Raw genomic sequence first — 16,867 nt, forward strand, 5'->3', positions numbered from 1 at the left:
GCGAAGCGCTGAGGATCGGCCGGCTTGGCGCCCGTCGCAACCCCGCTATCGTGGGAGGGTCGGAGGCGGGGGATCGTGGATGTACAGGCTGGACGTGCTGGTGCAGGGCTATCCCGGCAAATCGGTCTGCCATGGTGCGCTGGGCTGGAGCACGATCGCCCTGCTGCGCGGCCAGGGGCGGGTCGCGCTGGTGGATGTCGGGTCCTTCAACATCCGCCTGGAACTGGCGAAGCAGCTGGCGGCGCGCGATGTGAAGCGGGAGGATGTGACCGACATCCTGCTGACCCACGCGCATTGGGACCACAGTGTGAACGCGCCGTTGTTCCCCAACGCCACGGTCTGGATCGGCGCGGCGGAGATGGCGTGGGCCGAGGCCGAACCCTGGGATTTCAACGCCCTGCCTGAGCTGCACGTGCGCGAACTGGCGGCCAGCCCGCGCACCCGGCGGATTGTGGCGGGGGATGAGCCGCTGCCCGGCATCCATGTGATCGCCGCGCCGGGTCACACGCCGGGCTGCCTGGTCTACTACTTGGCCGGCAGCAGCCCGCCGGTGATCTTCAGCGGCGACGCGGCGAAGAACCGGGCGGAGATGCTCTCCCGCCAGGCGGACATGACCATGGATGCGGCGGCCTCCGAATCCTCCATGGCCGGGATCTGGTCGCTGTGGCAGGCGGTGCCGGGCACGCTGCTGGTCCCCGGGCACGACCTGACCATGCAACTGGATGCGGATGGCCGCCCGGAATATTGCGGCCAGCGCCAGGCCGGCATCTGGTCCTGGTTCAGCGAGGATCTGGCGGTGACCGCCGAATTCGACCTGACGGCGCCTTGAGCGGCCGCGCCGCCGCACCGGCGCGCGCCTGGATCCGCCTGCCTTCCGGCCGGCGGCTCGACCTGCTGGCGCCGACGCCGCTGGACTGGACCGATGAGGACCTGGCCATCGGCCTGTCCCGCACCTTCCGCTGGGGCGGCCATTCCATCTGGCCCGGCGCGCCGCTGTCCGTGGCGCAGCATTCGCTGGCGGTGATGGCGCTGCGCCGGCGGGCGCGGCCGGCGCCCGGGCCGGGCGAGCTGCTGCGCGAATTGCTGCATGATGCGGAGGAGGGGCTGGTCAATTTCGACTGCATCTCGCCGCTCAAGCCCTTTCTCGGCCCGGGGTTCCTGGCGCTGCAGGACCGGCTGGCGGCGGTGGTGGCGCAGCGCTACGGGCTGCGCGCCTGGGAGGTGGAGGCCCATAAGCGCCACAAGCGGCTGGATGTGGCGATGGCGGCGGCGGAGGCGGTGCATGTCGCCGGCTGGTCGAGGGCGGAGGTGCGGGACACGCTGGGCATCCGCGCCGCGGTGATGGAGGCGGACCCGCTGGTGGCGGAGCATGGCGGCACGCCCTGGCAGCCCTGGCCGCCGGAACAGGCGGCGGCGCGCTTCCTGGCGGCGCTGCGCCGGCTGCTGCCGCCGGAAGCCGGGGCCTTGTCCAGGCCGGCCGGGCCGACTACCAACCCGGCATGAGCGACAACGCCCCCGAAACCCTGCCCGACCGCCTCTCCGTCGACCCGCGCAGCCCGCATCACAACGAGGCGCTGCTGGCCCGCGGCGTCGGCATCCGCTTCAACGGCCAGGAAAAGACCAATGTCGAGGAATACTGCGTCAGCGAAGGCTGGGTGCGGGTCTCCGTCGGCAAGGCGGTGGACCGCCGCGGCCAGCCGCTGACGCTGAAGCTGAAGGGCACCGTCGAGCCCTATCTCAGGGACCCGGCGCCGGAAGCCTGAGGCAGGCCTCGGCCGGCTGCGGCCGGCACAGCGCCGCGCGCAGCGCCCGCAGGCGGCTGCGGTCATCCGGCTGGGTGGGTTGCAGCCAGCCGCCCTCGTCATGCTCGTTCCAGGCATAGGCCAGCGCCAGCCGCAGCGGCTGGGTGGCGGCGAAAGCCACGGCCCGGCGCAGATGCGCGGTGAGCTCGGCCGGGCGCGGCGCGGCGTAGTGGCGATCCGCGCCCAGGCCCGGGCGCTGCAAATCCTCCCACGGCACCGGGTTCGCCACGCGCGGCCGGCGGTCCCAGCCGGACATGGCGGTGGGGATCACCGGCATGCCCAGCGCCGCCTGCCGCGACCAGCCCCGCTCCGCCAGGCGGGCCAGGGCGGCATAGGGCGCCTGGCGGGCGCCATCCTGCCAAGCATAGGCGGACAGCGCATCGAAGCCGAGCGTTGGCGCCCAGCGCCGGGCCTGGCCGATATCGGGCGTCATCAGCACCAGGCAGGGGTTGGCGGCGCCGGCCGTCCGGACCCGGCGGCGGAAGGCGTCCAGCGCCGCGCGCAGCGGCGCGATGCCGCCCCAGCCGGCGATCAGCGCCTCGGACAGGAAGCCGATCAGGTAGATCGGCCGGCCATCGGCGGTGCCTTGGTAGTCCGGGTCGGCCAGCAAAGGCGGGTGCTCGTGCAGCGGGCCGCCCTCCGGCCGCAGGCGGCGCGCCTCCGTGATCAGGCAGAAGCGCGGGCGCGGGCGCAGCGTGCTGGCGCGATACAGGCGGAAGGCCTCGGTCAGGCCGCTGCCGGGCGGGTAGGTGACGAAGGCCCAGAAATCCAGCCCGGCGCCGCTGGCCAGCGCGATCTCCCGGTCCATCGCCGCCTGGCTGGCGGCGGGGAAGCGGAGCGGCGCGGCGCCGGGCGGCACCTCGGCGAAGAAGGGGGCACGGTGGCGGAATTCGGGCGGCGACAGGCTGCGCACCATCGCCTCCGTCGGGATGGAGCCCGGCGCGTACCAGGCATCCCAGCGGATGGCACCCAGCGCCGGGGGCGAACGGGCGGCCTTCGCCGGGGAGGCGAAGGCCGCGGCGAGGCCGGCGAGCAGGGCGCGGCGGGTGAGGCGGGGCATGGCAGGGCATGGCCGGCTCCTGCGCGGCGCGTCAAGCTCGCCTGCGCGGCGCGGCCTTGTCATGCGGCTGTCAGCTTGTAGGTTGCCGCTGATGACAGAGCCTGAGCCCTTCTGGCGGAGCAAGACGCTCGGCGCGATGACGCGCGCGGAGTGGGAAAGCCTGTGCGATGGCTGCGGCCGCTGCTGCCTGCACAAACTGCGGGAGGAGGAGACGGGCGACCTGGTGTGGACCAATGTCGCCTGCCGGCTGCTGGACGGCGACAGCTGCCGCTGCCGCAACTACCCCGCCCGCAAGACCTATGTGCCGGATTGCGTGAAGCTGACCGCGCACAAGGTGGCGACGATCGACTGGCTGCCGCCGACCTGCGCCTATCGCCTGGTGGCCGAGGGCCGCGACCTGCCCTGGTGGCATCCGCTGGTATCCGGCGATGCCGAGAGCGTGCATCGCGCCGGCGTCTCCGTCCGTGGCCGGGTGGTGACGGAACGCGATGCCGGGGCGCTGGAGGACCACACCGCTGCCTGGCCGGGCACCTGGCCGCGCACGGCGAGGCCCCTGCCGCGGCAGCGGCGTACTTGAGACAGGCGCCGCGGCAGCGGCGTACCTGAGACAGGCGCCGCGGCAGCGGCGTGTTTGAGACAGGCGCCGCGGCAGCGGCGTGTTTGAGACAGGCGCCGCGGCAGCGGCGTGCCTGAGCCGTGGAGATTGCCCCGGGGCCGCCGAAGGGCGGGCCTGGAGGACATGAGAGAGGGGAAGGACCCGACCCGATGAAAGACGCGCTTTTCGGCGGCATCAATGCGGCGGCGCTGACCGCCATGACCGCGGACTTCACGCCCGACCTCGACCGCTACGCGGCGCATTGCAACTGGCTGCTGGCCAATGGCTGCAACGGGTTGGGCATCCTCGGCACGACCGGGGAGGCGAACAGCTTCGGCTTCGAGGAGCGCAAGGCCATCCTGGAAGGCATCCTGGCGCGCGGCGTGCCGGCGGCGAAGCTGATGCCCGGCACCGGCTGCGCCAGCCTGGCCGATACGGTGGAGCTGACGAAGCACGCCAAGGCGCAGGGCTGCCGCGGCGTGCTGGTCCTGCCGCCCTTCTACTACAAGGCGCCGTCCGATGATGGGCTGTTCGCCTATTTCTCCGAAGTGGTGAACCGCGTCGGCGGCGGCATCGCCATCTACCTGTATCACTTCCCGCAGCAGAGCGCGGTGCCCTTCAGCCTGGACCTGATCGGCCGGCTGCTGAAGGCCTTCCCGGGCCAGATCAAGGGCGTGAAGGACAGCTCCGGCGACTACGCCAACATGAAGGCGATGATCGACCACTTCGCCGCCGACGGGTTCGAGGTCTATTCAGGCTCCGACGAATACGTGCAGAAGATCCTGGCCGAGGGCGGCGCGGGCTGCATCACCGCCGCCGGCAACGTCAACGCCCGCTTCGGCGCCATCGTCTACAAGCACCGCACGGGCCCGGAGGCCGATGCCGCGCAGGCGGTGCTGAACGCGACCCGCAAGGCGGCCACCGCCTCCCCGCTCATCCCTGGGCTGCGGGAGATCATCGCGCGGTCCACCGGCGATGCCGCCTGGCGCAACATCCGCCCGCCGCACCTGCCGCTTTCGGCCGAGGCGGGGCAGAAGGCCTGGGACGCGATGCAGGCGACGGGCGCGCTGCCGCTGCCGGGCCTCGGGCTGAAGGCGGCGGCGGCGTGACCGCTTCGGACGACCAGGGGGCGGAGGGGCCGCAGGCCGCGGGCACCGGAGGTTCGGCTTCGCTGCGCCAGCCGCCGCTCACCTGCCGCGCTCCGGCGATCGGCACCGTGCAGCAGGATGATGCCATGGTCCGCGTCACGCGCTGGGATTTCGATCCCGGCGCGGAGACCGGCTGGCACCGCCATGGCTGGGGCTATGTGGTGATCCCGGTGACCGACGGGACGCTGCTGCTGGAACTGCCGGGCGGCGCCAGCGCCCAGGCCACGCTGACCGCCGGCGTCTCCTACACCCGCGACCCGGGGGTGGAGCACAATGTGGTCAATGCCGGGGCGCAGAAGCTGTCCTTCGTGGAAGTGGAGCTGAAGGCCCTGCCGGGCTGAAGGAGGCCAGCGCCAGCCCGCCGAAGATCAACCCCACGGCCGGCACCGTCAGCCAGCCGGGGGTCTCGGCAAAGACCAGCCAGCCATAGAACAGGCCGCACAGCGTGATGGTCATGGAGGTCTGGCTGGTGACCACGCCGCCGGCGCCGACCAGCAGGCGGAAATACACCAGGTAGCCCAGCGCGTTCACCAGCCCATGCGCCAGCAGCACCGCGGCGGCCTGCGGCGTGCCCGGCAGGCCGAACTGGCCGATCGCCAGCGCCAGCAGCAGCGAGGTGACGGCCGCCCCCATCACCGTGCCCGCCGCCTGCGACAGGGCGGAACTGCCCGGCACGGCCAGCTTCACGGCGATGAGGTTGGAGGCCGCGTAGCAGACCGGCGTCAGCAGCATGATCGCCGCCCAGGGCAGCAGCGCCGGGTCCGGCAGGGCGGCGCCTGGCGCCATCGCCAGCGCCACCCCCGCCAGGCCCAGCAGCGTGGCGAGCAGGCGCCGCGGCGTCGCCCGTTCCAGGCCCGCCATGGCGAAGAACACCACGCTGAACAGGGCTGCCAGCGGCACCAGCAGCGCGAACAGCCCGGCCGGGGCGCGCTGCAGCCCGGTGAAGGCGAAGAAATTGGCCAGCCCCATGCCGACCAGCCCGCCCAGCAGGTAGTGGCGCAGATGCGCCGGCGTCATGCGCGGCAGGTCACGCCGCCAGGCCGCCACCAGGAACAGCACCATCGTGCTGATGCTGGCGGCGATGGCGGCGATGCCTAGCGGCCGCATGCCCTGCGCCAGGGCCAGCTTGCCCAGCGTCGGCGTCATCCCCCAGGCAAGCCCGATGGTCAGCAGGGCCGCGAGAATCCGGAGGGGGCTGGGCATCGGCGCCACAGGGAAGCGCTGCGCCGGGCCTGTCAAGCGGCAGGGTGTTGGACCGGCGGGCGGCGGCGCGCCATGATGGGACAATGGATCTGCCCGATTCGGAACTCATCACCCTGTGCGGAGCGTCGTCGGCGGAGGCCACCTGCCTGGTCCTGTGGCGGCCTTCCAGCCGCGCGCGGCGCGTCTCGCTGCGGATCTGCCCGCGCGACGGCGCGGTGGTGGTGATCCTGCCGCCCCGGGTCGGGCGGCGTGCCGGCCTTGCCCTGCTGCGCGACAATGGCGCCTGGGTGCTGGACCACCTGGCGGCCCTGGCCCCGGCGCTGCCCTTCGTCGATGGCGCGGAACTGCCGATCGGCGGCCAGCCGCATCGCATCCGCCACGACCCCGCCCGGTACGGCGGCGCCTTCGTGGAGGACCAGCGCCTGGTGGTGGCCGGCCAGGCGCCCTTCCTCGCCCGGCGCGTGCGGGACTTCCTGCACGCGGAGGCCAGGCGGCGCATCCTCCGCCTGGTCCGGCCGCATGCCGGCTCCCTCGGCGTGGCGGCGCGCGCGGTGCGGGTGAAGGACACCCGCACCCGCTGGGGCAGCTGCGCCCCGGACGGCACGCTCGCCTTCTCCTGGCGCCTGGTGATGGCGCCGGGCTGGGTGCTGGACTACGTGGTGGCGCATGAGGTGGCGCATCTGCGGGAGATGAACCATTCCCCGCGGTTCTGGGAGAATGTGGCCCGGCTGACGCCGCATCGCGCCGCCGCGGTGGAATGGCTGCGGGCGCAGGGACCAACGCTGCTGAGAGCCGGATGAGGACCTCCATGACCGATCGCACCGCCTTCGTCACCGGCGCCACCGCCGGCTTCGGCCTGGCCATCGCCCGGCGCTTCGCCGCCGATGGCTGGCGCATCGTCGCCGCCGGGCGGCGCCAGGCGCGGCTGGCGGAGCTGGTGGCCGAGCTGGGCGCGGCGCGCTGCCACCCGGTGGAACTGGATGTGCGCGACCGCGCCGCCGTGGAGGCCGCGGTGGCCGGCCTGCCGGCGGCCTTCGGCGCGATCGACCTGCTGGTGAACAATGCCGGGCTGGCGCTGGGCCTCGCCCCGGCCCAGGGCGCCGACCTCGATGACTGGGACGCGATGGTGGACACCAACTGCAAGGGGCTGATGTATGTCACCCGCGCGGTGCTGCCGGGCATGGTGGCGCGTGACCGTGGGCATGTGGTGAATATCGGCTCCACCGCCGGCGAATGGCCCTACCCCGGGGGCAATGTGTATGGCGCCAGCAAGGCCTTCGTCCGCCAGTTCAGCCTGAACCTGCGCGCCGACCTGTTCGGCACCGCCGTGCGGGTGACGGACATCGAGCCCGGCCTGGTCGCGGGCACGGAATTCAGCGCGGTGCGCTTCAAGGGCGATGCGGACAAGGCCGCCGCCCCCTATGCCGGCACCGACCCGTTGCTGCCCGAGGATATCGCCGACGCGGTCCATTGGGCGGCGACGCGGCCGGCGCGGGTCAATGTGAACACGCTGCAGGTCATGCCGGTGGCGCAGAGCTTCGGGCCGCTGCGCGTCCACAAGCCGTGACGGAGCCCAGGACCGGGGCCATGACCGGTACCATGGCCGGGGAAGGCTCGCGCGCCCTGCGCCGGGTGGTGCGGGGCTTCCTGGCGGCGTCGGTGCTGTCCATGGCGGCGGGCATCTGGCTCAGCCTCGGCACCGGGGACTGGACGTGGTTCGCGCGCTCCGGCGCCATCCTCACCACGCTCGGCCTGGTGCTGGCCAGCCGCAAGGTGCTGATCGCGCGGGCCGACCTGCTGGCCCTTCTGGCGGATATGGAAAAGGTGGACGGCGCGGAACGCACCGCCAGGCTGGCCAGCTTCAAGCGCCTGCAGCGCGACATCGACCGGCAGGTGATGGAGCGCGCCGGCTTCGCGCTGCTGGTGCTGGGCACGCTGGTCTGGGGGTTCGGGGACCTGGTGGGGCGGATCTGACCCCCGAACCCGTCCGGATCAGCCCAGGCGTTCGGCCTTCGCTACCATCGCCTCCGCCTGGCGGATGGAGGCGATGTCCAGCAGCTTGCCGTCCAGCGCCACCGCGGCGCGGCCTTCCAGGCGCGCCGCTTCCATCGCCGCGAGCACGCGCCGCGCCTGCGCCACCTCCCGCTCATCCGGCTGGAAGGCGGCGTTGAGCGCCGCCACCTGGCCGGGGTGGATCGCCATCTTGCCCTCCGCCCCCAGGGCGCGGCCGCGGCGGGCGGCGGCTTCCAGCCCCTCGGCGTCGCGGAAATCGCCATAGGGGCCGTCGATCGGCCGCAGCCCCGCGGCGCGGGCGGCGGTGATGACGCGGGCGACGGCGAAGTGCCAGGGGTCCAGCATGCCGCCCGGCCCGGCGTAATCCGGATTCAGCCCGCCGATCGCGGTGGTCCGCATGCCGAGGCTGGCGGCGAGGTCCGCCACGCCGAGATGCATGGATTCGGTCCGCGGGGAGGCGGTGGCGATGGCTTCCACATGCGCCAGGCCCTTCGCCGTCTCGATCACCAGGCCGAGTCCGACGCGCCGGGCGCGGCCGGCGGCGGCCTCCACCTGGCTGCACAGCAGGTCGGCCGCGAAGACCTCCCGCGCATCGCCGACCTTGGGGATCATGATGACGTCCAACCGGTCCCCGGGCGCTTCCAGCAGGGCGATGACATCCTTGTAGAAATGCGGCGTGTCCTGGCCGTTCACCCGCACCGCCAGGATCTTGCGGCCCCAGTCGATGCCGCCCAGCGCGGCGACGGCATTGGCCCGCGCCCGGTCCTTCTCCGCCTCCGGCACGCTGTCCTCCAGGTCCAGGAACACCGCATCGGCGGCGCCGGCGGCGGCCTTCGGGAACAGCTCCGGCCGGATCGCCGGCACGGCGAGCTCGCTGCGGTGCAGGCGGGCGATGGCGGTCATGCGGCGTGGTCCTTGGCGGCGAGCGGGTGGTGGTCCTCGACCAGGCGTTGCAGCCTTTCCTCGAGCACCTTGGTGTAGATCTGCGTGGTGGCGATGTCCGCATGCCCCAGCAGCATCTGCAGGCTGCGCAGATCCGCGCCGTGGCCCAGCAGGTGGGAGGCGAAGGAATGCCGCAGCACATGCGGGCTGACCCGCGCCGGGTCCAGCCCGGCCGCCAGCGCCGCATCCTTCAGCACCAGCCCGATGGTCTGCCGCGTGACATGGCCCCCCGCGGCGCGGGAGGGAAACAGCCAGCGCGATGGCGGCGCCGGCCGCCCCGCCTCCTCCGGCTTCGCGCGGGCGGCGAGGGCGGCCAGCACGGCGGCGCGGGCGCGGGCGGAAATCGGCACCAGCCTGTCCTTGTTGCCCTTGCCGCGCACCGTGATCATCGGCTGGTCGGGGCGCAGCGCATTGGCCGGCAGCGCCGCCAGCTCGCTGACCCGCAGCCCGCTGCAATACAGCAGCTCCACCAGCGCCACGGCAAAGGGGCCGCGGCCGCCATTCAGCCTTGCGGCGCCTTCCAGCAGGGCCTGCATCGCCGATTCGGACAGCGGATGCGGCAGGCCGGCGGGCAGGCGGGGGCTTTCCTGCAACAGGGTGGGGTCGTCCGGCCGCAGCGCCTGCTGCACCAGGAAGCGGAAGAACTGCCGCAGGGCGGAAAGCCGGCGCGCCGCGGTGCGGGCGGCGAAGCCGGCATCGGCCAGGCCGCGCAGATAGCCCTGCACCACCGCCGCATCCACCGTCAGCGGCGTCAGGCCGCGCGCCGTGCAATGGCCGGCGAAATCGGCGAGATCCGCGGCATAGGCCGCGATGGTGTTGCGCGCCGCGCCGCGCTCGGCCGCCAGCATTTCCAGGAAGGCTTCCGCATGGCGGTCCATCGGCCGCTCAGCGGGTGCCGAAACGCTCCGCCGGCACGGTACGCTCCACCGGCTGCGGCGCGACCGAGGGCGGAAACGCGCCGATCCCCAGAAGGCCGAGCACCACCACCGCGACGATCAGGCTGAGCAGCAGGAGAAGCGGGTGTCGGAACATCGTGGGGAGCGGATCCTCGCGCGCGTCGTGCTGTGCTAGCCTCCGGCATCGTGTCACGCAACACTGCCCTTTCGGCCTGGCCCGCGCCGGATGCCCCCTTGCCCGAGCCGGCTTCGCCCGCCCCGCCGACGCGCAGCGTCGTGCTGGTCGGCATGCCGGGCTGCGGCAAATCCTCCATCGGGCGCCGCCTGGCGGCCCGGCTCGGCCTGCCCTTCGTCGATGCAGATACCGAGATCGAGGCCGCCGCCGGCCTGCCGATCACGGAAATCTTCACCCGCTACGGGGAGCCGCATTTCCGCGACGGCGAACGCCGGGTGATCGCCCGGCTGCTGGCCGGCCCGCCTTTGGTGCTGGCCACCGGCGGCGGCGCCTTCACCGATGCGCGGACACGCGCGGCCGTGGCGCGGTCCGGCGCCGTCGCCGTCTGGCTACGCTGCACCCTGCCGGTGCTGCTGCGTCGCGTCGCGGGGCGGGAACATCGGCCGCTGTTTCTCAACCGGGACCCGCGCGAGGTGCTGGAGCGCCTGATGACGGCGCGCCACCCGACCTTCGCAGAGGCCAATGTGACCGTGGACTGCACCGATGAACCGCCGGAGACGACGACCCGCAAGGTGATGGAGGCGCTGGCCGCGCATCGCGAACCGGCCCGCCTGCCGGTGCGCCTCGGCGCGCGCAGCTACGATGTGCTGGTGGGGCAGGGGCTGCTGGCCCGCGCCGGGGCGCTGCTGGCGCCGGTGTTGCCGGCCCGCCGCCTGGTGGTGGTGACCGATGCCGCGGTGGCGCCGCTGCACCTGCCGCGCCTGCTGGCCGGGCTGGCCGAGGCCGGGATCGCCGTGGCCGCCACCATCACCGTGCCGCCGGGCGAGGCCAGCAAATGCTTCGCGGAGCTGGAGCGGGTGGTGACGGAAGCCCTGGCCGCCGGGGCGGATCGCCGCACCGCGGTGCTGGCGCTGGGCGGCGGCGTGGTGGGGGACCTCGCCGGCTTCGCCGCCGCGGTCGCGCTGCGCGGCCTGCCCTTCATCCAGGTGCCGACCACGCTGCTGGCGCAGGTGGACAGTTCCGTCGGCGGCAAGACCGGCATCAACCTGGCGCTGGGCAAGAACCTGGTGGGCGCCTTCCACCAGCCGCAGATCGTGCTGGCCGATACCGACGTGCTGGCCACCCTGCCACCCCGGGAATTGCGCGCCGGCTATGCGGAGGTGGCCAAGCACGGCCTGCTGCAGGGCGCGCTGTGGTCCTGGTGCGAGGCCGAGGGCGCCCGCGCCGTGGCCGGCGACCCGGCGGCGCTGGCCCATGCGGTGCTGGAATCCTGCCGGCTCAAGGCCGGGGTGGTGGCGGCGGATGAGCGGGAGGAAAGCGCCGAGGGCGGCCGCGCCCTGCTCAACCTGGGTCACACCTTCGGCCACGCGCTGGAGGCGGAGCGCGGCTTCGACGGCACGCTGCTGCATGGGGAGGCGGTGGCCGTGGGCCTCGGCCTGGCGGCGGCGCTTTCCGCCCGGCTCGGGCATTCTTCGCAGGAACTGCCGGGGCGGGTGATCTCCCACCTGCAGGAATGCGGGCTGCCGGCGCGGATCGGCGACATTCCGGGCGGCTTTTCGGCGGCGCGGCTGCTGGCGCGGATGCGCAAGGACAAGAAGGTGCGCGACGGCGCCATGCGCTTCGTGCTGCTGCGTGGCCCGGGCGATGCCTTCACCACGGCGGAGGTGCCGGCCGCGGCGGTGGAGTCGCTGTTGCGCGACGAGGGCTGCGGGGCCTGAGGCTGCGGGGTCTCAAGGCTTCCACCCTGGCAGGCCGGCGGGGCGCGTGCGATACCGGCACGCTGCACCGCACCATCCGGGGATCCCTGCCCGATGCCGCTCTCCGAGCCCGAGGTTCCGCGCCAGCCGCTGCACCGCCGCCAGATCACGCTGGACGGCTACCAGCGCACGGATGGCCTGTTCGACATCGAGGCGCATCTCGTCGACACCAAATCCTATCCCTTCGACAACATGGACCGTGGCACGCTGGCGCCGGGCGATGCGCTGCACGGCATGTGGGTGCGGATGACGGTGGACGAGGCGCTGGTGATCCAGCGCTGCGAGGCGGTGTCCGACTTCACGCCCTACGACATCTGCCCGCGGGCGGCGGATGGTTTCAGCCGCCTGGCCGGGGTGGCCATCGGGCCGGGCTTCAACCGGGCGGTGAAGGAACGGGTCGGCGGCGTGCTGGGCTGCACCCATCTGCGGGAGGTGATGGCCCAGATGGCGACCGTGGCCTACCAGACCGTGGGCCCGGTGAAGTGGCGCCGGGCGCGGCTGGCGCGGGAGGCGGCGATCGCCGCTGGTGACACCAGCGCCCCGCCGCCGCGGCAACTGCCGATCAACAGTTGCTACGCCTATGCCGAGGACAGCCCGGTGGTAAGGCGGCACCGGGCCGGCGGGGCGGAGTAGCCGCGGCCGCTTGCCGCTTCAGCCCCGCGCCGCTTCCTCCGGCGTCAGCAGGCGCAGCGAGAGGGCGTGCAGCCCGGTCTCGAACTCCCCGGCCAGTGCCTCATGGGCGGCACGGGACCGGGCGAGGCGGGACTGGCCGGCGAAGGCGGGGGAGACCACGCGGACCGAATAGTGGGTTTCCCCGCCCGGGCGGGCGCCGGAATGGCCCGCATGCTGGGCGCTGTCGTCCTGCACCGCGACCTCGGCCGGGGCGAAACGATCCTGCAGGCAGGTGGCGATGCGGTCGGCGCGGCTGTTCATCATATCTCCTTGTATATGGGGGTGGTTTCGCGCGGCGCCATGCCCCGCCGGCACATGGCTCGCCCGCCCGGCCGCGCCTTGCGCGGCGCGATTGTGGCGACCATAAGGGCAGGATGGCGCGACGTGGCGACCGCATCGGACTGGCGACCGCGGAGCCGGAGGCCCCGTTGCGGGCGTGCGAGCAACCGGGATGCCCGGAGGCCGGCGCCTATCGCGCGCCGCGCGACCGCAAGACCCTGAACGAATACCGCTGGTTCTGCCTGGACCATGTGCGCGCCTACAACCGCGCCTGGGACTACTACAAGGGCATGAGCCCGGGCGAGATCGAGGCGCATCTGCGCGCCGATTCCGGCTGGCAGCGGCCGACCTGGCCGCTGGGCCGCCTCGGCGGCGCCAACCCCTTCGACCCCGACGTGCTGCGCGACCCGCTCGGCGTGCTCGGCGCCACGCCGCTGCACGCGCAGCGCAAGGCGCGGCCGCCGCGGGCGGATGAGCCGCCGGCCGAACTGCGGGCGGCGCTGGACGTTCTTGGCCTGACCTGGCCGCTGGACGCGCTGGCGCTGCGCACGCGCTACAAGGAACTCGCCAAGCGCTTCCACCCCGATGCCAATGGCGGCGACCGCCAGGCGGAGGAGCGGCTGAAGGACATCAACCGCGCCTACAGCCTGCTTCGCCGCAAACTGCCGGCGAAAGCGCCGGCCGCCGCCGCACCAGCCGGGTAGCCGTGTCCGCCGCGGCGCCCTAGGATCACCCCGATGTCACAGCCGGACCGACAGATGAACAAGGCCGCCAGCCTCGCCGAGATCAGCCCCACCTCCGCCATCAGCATGCCGGACACGCAGGCCAGCGTGCGCGATGTCTTCGGCATCGATTCCGACATGGTGGTGCCGGCCTTCAGCCGGCGCACGGAACACGTGCCGGAACTGGACGATACCTACCGTTTCGACCGCGACACCACGCTCGCCATCCTCGCGGGCTTCGCCTTCAACCGGCGGGTGATGGTCCAGGGCTACCACGGCACGGGCAAATCGACCCATATCGAGCAGGTGGCGGCGCGGCTGAACTGGCCCTGCATCCGCGTGAACCTGGACAGCCACATCAGCCGCATCGACCTGATCGGCAAGGATGCGATCGTCCTGAAGGACGGCAAGCAGATCACGGAATTCCGCGAGGGCATCCTGCCCTGGGCGCTGCAGCACCCCTGCGCGCTGGTGTTCGACGAATACGATGCCGGCCGCCCGGACGTGATGTTCGTGATCCAGCGGGTTCTGGAAGTGGAGGGCAAGCTGACGCTGCTCGACCAGAACAAGGTCATCCGGCCGCACCCGATGTTCCGCCTGTTCGCCACCGCCAACACGGTGGGCCTGGGCGACACGACCGGCCTCTATCACGGCACGCAGCAGATCAACCAGGGCCAGATGGACCGCTGGAACATCGTGGCCACGCTGAACTACCTGCCGCATGCGCAGGAAACCGCGATCGTCATGGCCAAGCTGGGCTGGGACCCGAAGGACGCGAAGCAGAAGCGCCAGACCGAAGCCATGGTGGCGCTGGCCGACCTGACGCGCGCCGGCTTCATCGCCGGCGACATCTCCACCGTCATGTCGCCGCGCACCGTCATCACCTGGGCCGAGAATGCCCGGATCTTCGGCGATATCGGCTTCGCCTTCCGCATGACCTTCCTCAACAAGTGCGACGAGGCGGAGCGCGGCACGGTGGCCGAATACTATCAGCGCTGCTTCAACGAGGAGCTGTCCTCCGGCAGCCTGCTGCGCAAGGCGGGCTGATGGCCGGGCCGCGCTTCCTCCTGCACCATGCCGCCGGGTCACGCTCCGTCAGCGTCGCTTGGCTGCTGGAGGAAGCCGGCGCGGGCTACGAGCTGCACTGGCACGACCTGCAGGCGGGCAGCCAGAAGGATCCCGGCTTCCTGGCGCTGAACCCGGCCGGCAAGCTGCCGGTCCTGGTCGACCGCGGGCCGGATGGCAGCTGGCAGGTGGTGGTGACGGAAGGGGCGGCGATCGCAGCCTATGTCGCCGATCTGCTGCCGGAGGCCGGCCTTTCGCCGCCGATCGGCACGCCGGAACGCGCCGCCTGGCAGTTCTGGATGACCTACGGCCCCGCCGTCGCGGAACCCGCGATGGCGGACCTGGCCTTCCCGCGCGCCCGGCCGGCACCGGCCTCCGCGCTCGGCTGGCCGGCCTTTGCCGCGGTGCAGGACCGCGTCGAGACGGCCTTGGCCGGGCACAGCTGGCTGGTGGGTGCGCGTTTCACCACCGCCGACCTGGTGGTGGGCGGGCTGCTCGGCTTCATGCAATCATTCGGCATGCTCAGGCCCGGACCGGAGATCGCGCGCTATCTCGGCGCCATCGAGGCCCGGCCGGCGCGGCAGCGTGCCCAGGCGCTCCAGCCCCCCGGGGCGTGAGGAACAAGATGGCGAACCCCAAGGACCAGACCCGGCAGGAAGAGTTCAAGCGCGCCACCGCCGGCGCGGTGCGCGCCATCGCGCGCCAGCCGGAAGTGCAGGTGGCCTACCAGCCGGGGCCGTCCGGCCTCGCCGGCAAGCGCGCCCGCCTGCCGCTGCCGACCCGCGCCCTGCCGCCGGCGGAGATGGCCAAGCTGCGCGGCGCGGCGGATGCCATCGCGCTGAAGCTGCGCCACCATGATGAGGGCGTGCACGCCAACCGCCTGCCCGCCCGCCGCGAAGCCCGCGAGGTGTTCGACGCGCTGGAGGATGTGCGGGTCGAGGTGGTGGGCAGCCAGCACATGTCCGGCGTCGCGGCCAACCTCCGCGCCCGCCTGTCCGACCAGTGCGAGTCGGAAGGCTATGACCGCATGACGCGGAAGGACCAGCTGCCGATGGCCGCCGCGCTCGGCCTGCTGGCGCGGGAACGCCTCTCCGGCGAGAAGGCGCCGGAAGCGGCGCGGCGCGTGCTGGACATGTGGCGCGATACGCTGGGTGAATCCGCCGAGACGGCGCTGGCCGAGATGGCGGAGCGCAGCGCGGACCAGGACGCCTTCGGCCGCGCCGCCCGCAAGCTGCTGGCGGCGCTGGACCTGGCCGAGGCGGAGGTGGAGACCGAGGCCGAGCAGGATGAGGAGGAAGGCGAGGGCGGCGAGACCTCCTCCCAGCAGGACCAGTCCGGCGAGGGCGAAAGCCAGGCGCAGGACACGGAGAGCATGCTGGGCGCGCAGCCCGAGACCATGCAGGGCGATTCCGCCGAGGACGATACCGACCAGGGCGAGGAGGAAGGCGCCGCCGCGGAGGGCGACGACCGCCCCGGCGGGCCGCAGCAGCGCAAGGAGGTGCCGGCCACCGACGACGCCTCGCTCTACCGCGCCTTCAACAAATCCTTCGACGAGGTGGTGGAGGCCGAGGATCTCTGCGACGCGGATGAGCTCGCCCGGCTGCGCCAGCAGCTCGACCAGCAGCTTTCGCACCTGCAGGGCGTGGTCTCCAAGCTGGCCAACCGCCTGCAGCGCCGGCTGATGGCGCAGCAGCAGCGGGCCTGGGAATTCGACCTGGAGGAGGGGATCCTCGACGTCTCCCGCCTCGCCCGGGTGGTGGTGAACCCGATGCTGTCGCTGTCCTACAAGCGGGAACGCGAGGCCGATTTCCGCGACACGGTGGTGACGCTGCTGATCGACAATTCGGGATCGATGCGCGGCCGGCCGATCACCGTCGCCGCCATGTGCTGCGACATCCTGGCCCGCACGCTGGAACGCTGCTCCGTCAAGGTGGAGATCCTGGGCTTCACCACGCGCGCCTGGAAGGGCGGGCAGAGCCGCGAACGCTGGGTGCAGGAAGGCAAGCCGCGCAACCCGGGCCGGCTGAACGATCTGCGCCACGTCGTCTACAAATCCGCCGACGCGCCCTGGCGCCGCGCCCGCAAGAACCTCGGCCTGATGCTGCGCGAGGGGCTGCTGAAGGAGAATATCGACGGCGAGGCGCTGGAATGGGCGTATCGCCGCCTGCTGGCGCGCAGCGAGCACCGGCGCATCATGATGGTGATCTCGGACGGCGCGCCGGTGGATGACAGCACGCTGAGCGTGAACCCGGGCAACTACCTGGAACGCCACCTGCGCAAGGTGATCGGCGAGATCGAGGGGCGGAACGCCGTGGAGCTGATCGCCATCGGCATCGGCCACGACGTGACCCGCTACTACCGCCGCGCCGTCACCATCGTGGATGCCGAGGAGCTGGGCGGCACCATGATGAAGAAGCTGGCCGAGCTGTTCGACGAGGATGCGGCGCTGGCCTGGCAGCGCGCCGCCGCCGAGCGGGCGCCGCTGGTCGCCTGATCCGTCGTCGCGCCCTTCTGGCGGCGGCGCTCGCCGGGCTGCCG

The 16,867-nt window shown here is 72.7% G+C and carries 21 protein-coding genes; 15 read left to right on the forward strand and 6 right to left on the reverse strand.

Features of this window, described 5'->3' with window-relative positions:
- The first annotated feature begins 79 nt into the window (after nt 1-79).
- Genes HEQ75_RS13300 through HEQ75_RS13310 form a run of 3 tightly spaced genes read left to right on the forward strand, consistent with a single transcriptional unit; the run spans nt 80 to nt 1,763 of the window.
- On the forward strand, nt 80-829 hold the full coding sequence (locus HEQ75_RS13300; protein WP_168031262.1) for an MBL fold metallo-hydrolase: 750 nt from the start codon (nt 80-82) through the stop codon (nt 827-829).
- A complete protein-coding gene (locus HEQ75_RS13305) occupies nt 826-1,503 on the forward strand; it encodes a phosphohydrolase (RefSeq protein WP_168031264.1) in 678 nt (225 codons plus the stop codon). Before HEQ75_RS13300 ends, HEQ75_RS13305 begins: the two co-directional genes overlap by 4 nt.
- Complete coding sequence (locus tag HEQ75_RS13310; protein ID WP_168031265.1) at nt 1,500-1,763, forward strand: DUF3297 family protein; 264 nt, start codon at nt 1,500-1,502, stop codon at nt 1,761-1,763. Before HEQ75_RS13305 ends, HEQ75_RS13310 begins: the two co-directional genes overlap by 4 nt.
- Here the strand turns inward: HEQ75_RS13310 and HEQ75_RS13315 are convergent.
- Nucleotides 1,738-2,862, reverse strand: a complete 1,125-nt coding sequence (locus HEQ75_RS13315) for a glycoside hydrolase family 71/99 protein (protein WP_168031267.1) — start codon at nt 2,860-2,862, stop codon at nt 1,738-1,740. The genes HEQ75_RS13310 and HEQ75_RS13315 overlap by 26 nt on opposite strands.
- A gap of 91 nt (nt 2,863-2,953) precedes the next feature.
- Between HEQ75_RS13315 and HEQ75_RS13320 the strand changes: the two genes are divergently transcribed.
- The 3 genes from HEQ75_RS13320 to HEQ75_RS13330 all read left to right on the forward strand — a co-directional run bounded on the left by HEQ75_RS13320 (nt 2,954) and on the right by HEQ75_RS13330 (nt 4,946).
- Nucleotides 2,954-3,439, forward strand: a complete 486-nt coding sequence (locus tag HEQ75_RS13320; protein ID WP_168031269.1) for a YcgN family cysteine cluster protein — start codon at nt 2,954-2,956, stop codon at nt 3,437-3,439.
- A 188-nt stretch (nt 3,440-3,627) separates the two neighbouring features.
- Nucleotides 3,628-4,566, forward strand: a complete 939-nt coding sequence (locus HEQ75_RS13325) for a dihydrodipicolinate synthase family protein (protein WP_168031271.1) — start codon at nt 3,628-3,630, stop codon at nt 4,564-4,566.
- Nucleotides 4,563-4,946, forward strand: a complete 384-nt coding sequence (locus HEQ75_RS13330) for a cupin domain-containing protein (protein ID WP_328733872.1) — start codon at nt 4,563-4,565, stop codon at nt 4,944-4,946. Before HEQ75_RS13325 ends, HEQ75_RS13330 begins: the two co-directional genes overlap by 4 nt.
- Here the strand turns inward: HEQ75_RS13330 and HEQ75_RS13335 are convergent.
- Nucleotides 4,885-5,808, reverse strand: coding sequence for a DMT family transporter (locus tag HEQ75_RS13335; RefSeq protein ID WP_168031273.1), 924 nt, complete (start codon nt 5,806-5,808; stop codon nt 4,885-4,887). The two genes, HEQ75_RS13330 and HEQ75_RS13335, sit on opposite strands and share 62 nt — an antisense overlap.
- Nucleotides 5,809-5,891: 83 nt before the next feature.
- Between HEQ75_RS13335 and HEQ75_RS13340 the strand changes: the two genes are divergently transcribed.
- Genes HEQ75_RS13340 through HEQ75_RS13350 form a run of 3 tightly spaced genes read left to right on the forward strand, consistent with a single transcriptional unit; the run spans nt 5,892 to nt 7,782 of the window.
- The gene (locus HEQ75_RS13340) at nt 5,892-6,608 is read left to right on the forward strand and encodes a M48 family metallopeptidase (protein WP_168031275.1); all 717 of its coding nucleotides are present in this window, start codon (nt 5,892-5,894) and stop codon (nt 6,606-6,608) included.
- A gap of 8 nt (nt 6,609-6,616) precedes the next feature.
- Nucleotides 6,617-7,375 (forward strand): SDR family NAD(P)-dependent oxidoreductase, encoded by a 759-nt coding sequence (locus HEQ75_RS13345; protein ID WP_168031277.1) that lies wholly within the window; start codon nt 6,617-6,619, stop codon nt 7,373-7,375.
- A gap of 20 nt (nt 7,376-7,395) precedes the next feature.
- Nucleotides 7,396-7,782: a hypothetical protein gene (locus tag HEQ75_RS13350; protein WP_168031279.1), complete on the forward strand. Its 387-nt coding sequence runs from the start codon at nt 7,396-7,398 to the stop codon at nt 7,780-7,782.
- An 18-nt stretch (nt 7,783-7,800) separates the two neighbouring features.
- Here HEQ75_RS13350 and HEQ75_RS13355 read toward each other — a convergent pair whose 3' ends face one another.
- The 3 genes from HEQ75_RS13355 to HEQ75_RS13365 are packed head-to-tail and all read right to left on the reverse strand — an operon-like array spanning nt 7,801 to nt 9,795.
- Complete coding sequence (locus HEQ75_RS13355; protein ID WP_168031281.1) at nt 7,801-8,724, reverse strand: HpcH/HpaI aldolase/citrate lyase family protein; 924 nt, start codon at nt 8,722-8,724, stop codon at nt 7,801-7,803.
- Entirely contained in the window at nt 8,721-9,641 is a 921-nt protein-coding gene (locus HEQ75_RS13360) for a tyrosine recombinase (RefSeq protein ID WP_168031292.1), read from the reverse strand. The genes HEQ75_RS13355 and HEQ75_RS13360 overlap by 4 nt, the downstream gene beginning before the upstream one ends.
- Before the next feature lie 7 nt (nt 9,642-9,648).
- A complete protein-coding gene (locus HEQ75_RS13365) occupies nt 9,649-9,795 on the reverse strand; it encodes a hypothetical protein (RefSeq protein WP_168031294.1) in 147 nt (48 codons plus the stop codon).
- A gap of 98 nt (nt 9,796-9,893) precedes the next feature.
- Here HEQ75_RS13365 and aroB point away from each other — a divergent pair, with 98 nt between their 5' ends.
- Together aroB and HEQ75_RS13375 are read left to right on the forward strand one after the other, a co-directional pair.
- The gene (gene aroB / locus HEQ75_RS13370; protein WP_268887752.1) at nt 9,894-11,552 is read left to right on the forward strand and encodes a 3-dehydroquinate synthase; all 1,659 of its coding nucleotides are present in this window, start codon (nt 9,894-9,896) and stop codon (nt 11,550-11,552) included.
- Between the two features lie 93 nt (nt 11,553-11,645).
- Nucleotides 11,646-12,224 carry a DUF2889 domain-containing protein gene (locus HEQ75_RS13375; RefSeq protein WP_168031296.1) on the forward strand — a complete coding sequence of 193 codons (579 nt, stop codon included), beginning with the start codon at nt 11,646-11,648 and terminating at the stop codon, nt 12,222-12,224.
- 18 nt (nt 12,225-12,242) lie between these two features.
- Here HEQ75_RS13375 and HEQ75_RS13380 read toward each other — a convergent pair whose 3' ends face one another.
- A complete protein-coding gene (locus HEQ75_RS13380; protein WP_168031298.1) occupies nt 12,243-12,524 on the reverse strand; it encodes a BolA family protein in 282 nt (93 codons plus the stop codon).
- A gap of 113 nt (nt 12,525-12,637) precedes the next feature.
- On the opposite strand from HEQ75_RS13380, the gene HEQ75_RS13385 reads away from it, so the two are divergent.
- Genes HEQ75_RS13385 through cobT form a run of 4 tightly spaced genes read left to right on the forward strand, consistent with a single transcriptional unit; the run spans nt 12,638 to nt 16,823 of the window.
- The gene (locus tag HEQ75_RS13385) at nt 12,638-13,246 is read left to right on the forward strand and encodes a J domain-containing protein (RefSeq protein ID WP_168031300.1); all 609 of its coding nucleotides are present in this window, start codon (nt 12,638-12,640) and stop codon (nt 13,244-13,246) included.
- Between the two features lie 54 nt (nt 13,247-13,300).
- A complete protein-coding gene (cobS, locus tag HEQ75_RS13390; RefSeq protein ID WP_168031359.1) occupies nt 13,301-14,311 on the forward strand; it encodes a cobaltochelatase subunit CobS in 1,011 nt (336 codons plus the stop codon).
- Nucleotides 14,311-14,946: a glutathione S-transferase family protein gene (locus HEQ75_RS13395; protein WP_168031302.1), complete on the forward strand. Its 636-nt coding sequence runs from the start codon at nt 14,311-14,313 to the stop codon at nt 14,944-14,946. The genes cobS and HEQ75_RS13395 overlap by 1 nt, the downstream gene beginning before the upstream one ends.
- An 8-nt stretch (nt 14,947-14,954) precedes the next feature.
- Complete coding sequence (gene cobT, locus HEQ75_RS13400; RefSeq protein ID WP_168031312.1) at nt 14,955-16,823, forward strand: cobaltochelatase subunit CobT; 1,869 nt, start codon at nt 14,955-14,957, stop codon at nt 16,821-16,823.
- The last annotated feature ends 44 nt before the right edge of the window (nt 16,824-16,867 follow it).

It is taken from the genome of Falsiroseomonas selenitidurans (assembly GCF_012103215.1).
In the GTDB taxonomy this organism is placed as follows: domain Bacteria; phylum Pseudomonadota; class Alphaproteobacteria; order Acetobacterales; family Acetobacteraceae; genus Falsiroseomonas; species Falsiroseomonas selenitidurans.

Excerpts from the sequence above, each read along its gene's own strand:
- HEQ75_RS13300 (WP_168031262.1), top strand. The coding sequence starts at position 80 with ATGTACAGGCTGGACGTGCTGGTGCAGGGCTATCCCGGCAAATCGGTC.
- HEQ75_RS13310 (WP_168031265.1), top strand. The coding sequence starts at position 1,500 with ATGAGCGACAACGCCCCCGAAACCCTGCCCGACCGCCTCTCCGTCGAC.
- HEQ75_RS13315 (WP_168031267.1), bottom strand. The coding sequence starts at position 2,862 with ATGCCCCGCCTCACCCGCCGCGCCCTGCTCGCCGGCCTCGCCGCGGCC.
- HEQ75_RS13320 (WP_168031269.1), top strand. The coding sequence starts at position 2,954 with ATGACAGAGCCTGAGCCCTTCTGGCGGAGCAAGACGCTCGGCGCGATG.
- HEQ75_RS13325 (WP_168031271.1), top strand. The coding sequence starts at position 3,628 with ATGAAAGACGCGCTTTTCGGCGGCATCAATGCGGCGGCGCTGACCGCC.
- HEQ75_RS13335 (WP_168031273.1), bottom strand. The coding sequence starts at position 5,808 with ATGCCCAGCCCCCTCCGGATTCTCGCGGCCCTGCTGACCATCGGGCTT.
- HEQ75_RS13340 (WP_168031275.1), top strand. The coding sequence starts at position 5,892 with ATGGATCTGCCCGATTCGGAACTCATCACCCTGTGCGGAGCGTCGTCG.
- HEQ75_RS13345 (WP_168031277.1), top strand. The coding sequence starts at position 6,617 with ATGACCGATCGCACCGCCTTCGTCACCGGCGCCACCGCCGGCTTCGGC.
- HEQ75_RS13350 (WP_168031279.1), top strand. The coding sequence starts at position 7,396 with ATGACCGGTACCATGGCCGGGGAAGGCTCGCGCGCCCTGCGCCGGGTG.
- HEQ75_RS13355 (WP_168031281.1), bottom strand. The coding sequence starts at position 8,724 with ATGACCGCCATCGCCCGCCTGCACCGCAGCGAGCTCGCCGTGCCGGCG.
- HEQ75_RS13360 (WP_168031292.1), bottom strand. The coding sequence starts at position 9,641 with ATGGACCGCCATGCGGAAGCCTTCCTGGAAATGCTGGCGGCCGAGCGC.
- HEQ75_RS13365 (WP_168031294.1), bottom strand. The coding sequence starts at position 9,795 with ATGTTCCGACACCCGCTTCTCCTGCTGCTCAGCCTGATCGTCGCGGTG.
- HEQ75_RS13375 (WP_168031296.1), top strand. The coding sequence starts at position 11,646 with ATGCCGCTCTCCGAGCCCGAGGTTCCGCGCCAGCCGCTGCACCGCCGC.
- HEQ75_RS13380 (WP_168031298.1), bottom strand. The coding sequence starts at position 12,524 with ATGAACAGCCGCGCCGACCGCATCGCCACCTGCCTGCAGGATCGTTTC.
- HEQ75_RS13385 (WP_168031300.1), top strand. The coding sequence starts at position 12,638 with ATGGCGCGACGTGGCGACCGCATCGGACTGGCGACCGCGGAGCCGGAG.
- cobS (WP_168031359.1), top strand. The coding sequence starts at position 13,301 with ATGAACAAGGCCGCCAGCCTCGCCGAGATCAGCCCCACCTCCGCCATC.
- HEQ75_RS13395 (WP_168031302.1), top strand. The coding sequence starts at position 14,311 with ATGGCCGGGCCGCGCTTCCTCCTGCACCATGCCGCCGGGTCACGCTCC.
- cobT (WP_168031312.1), top strand. The coding sequence starts at position 14,955 with ATGGCGAACCCCAAGGACCAGACCCGGCAGGAAGAGTTCAAGCGCGCC.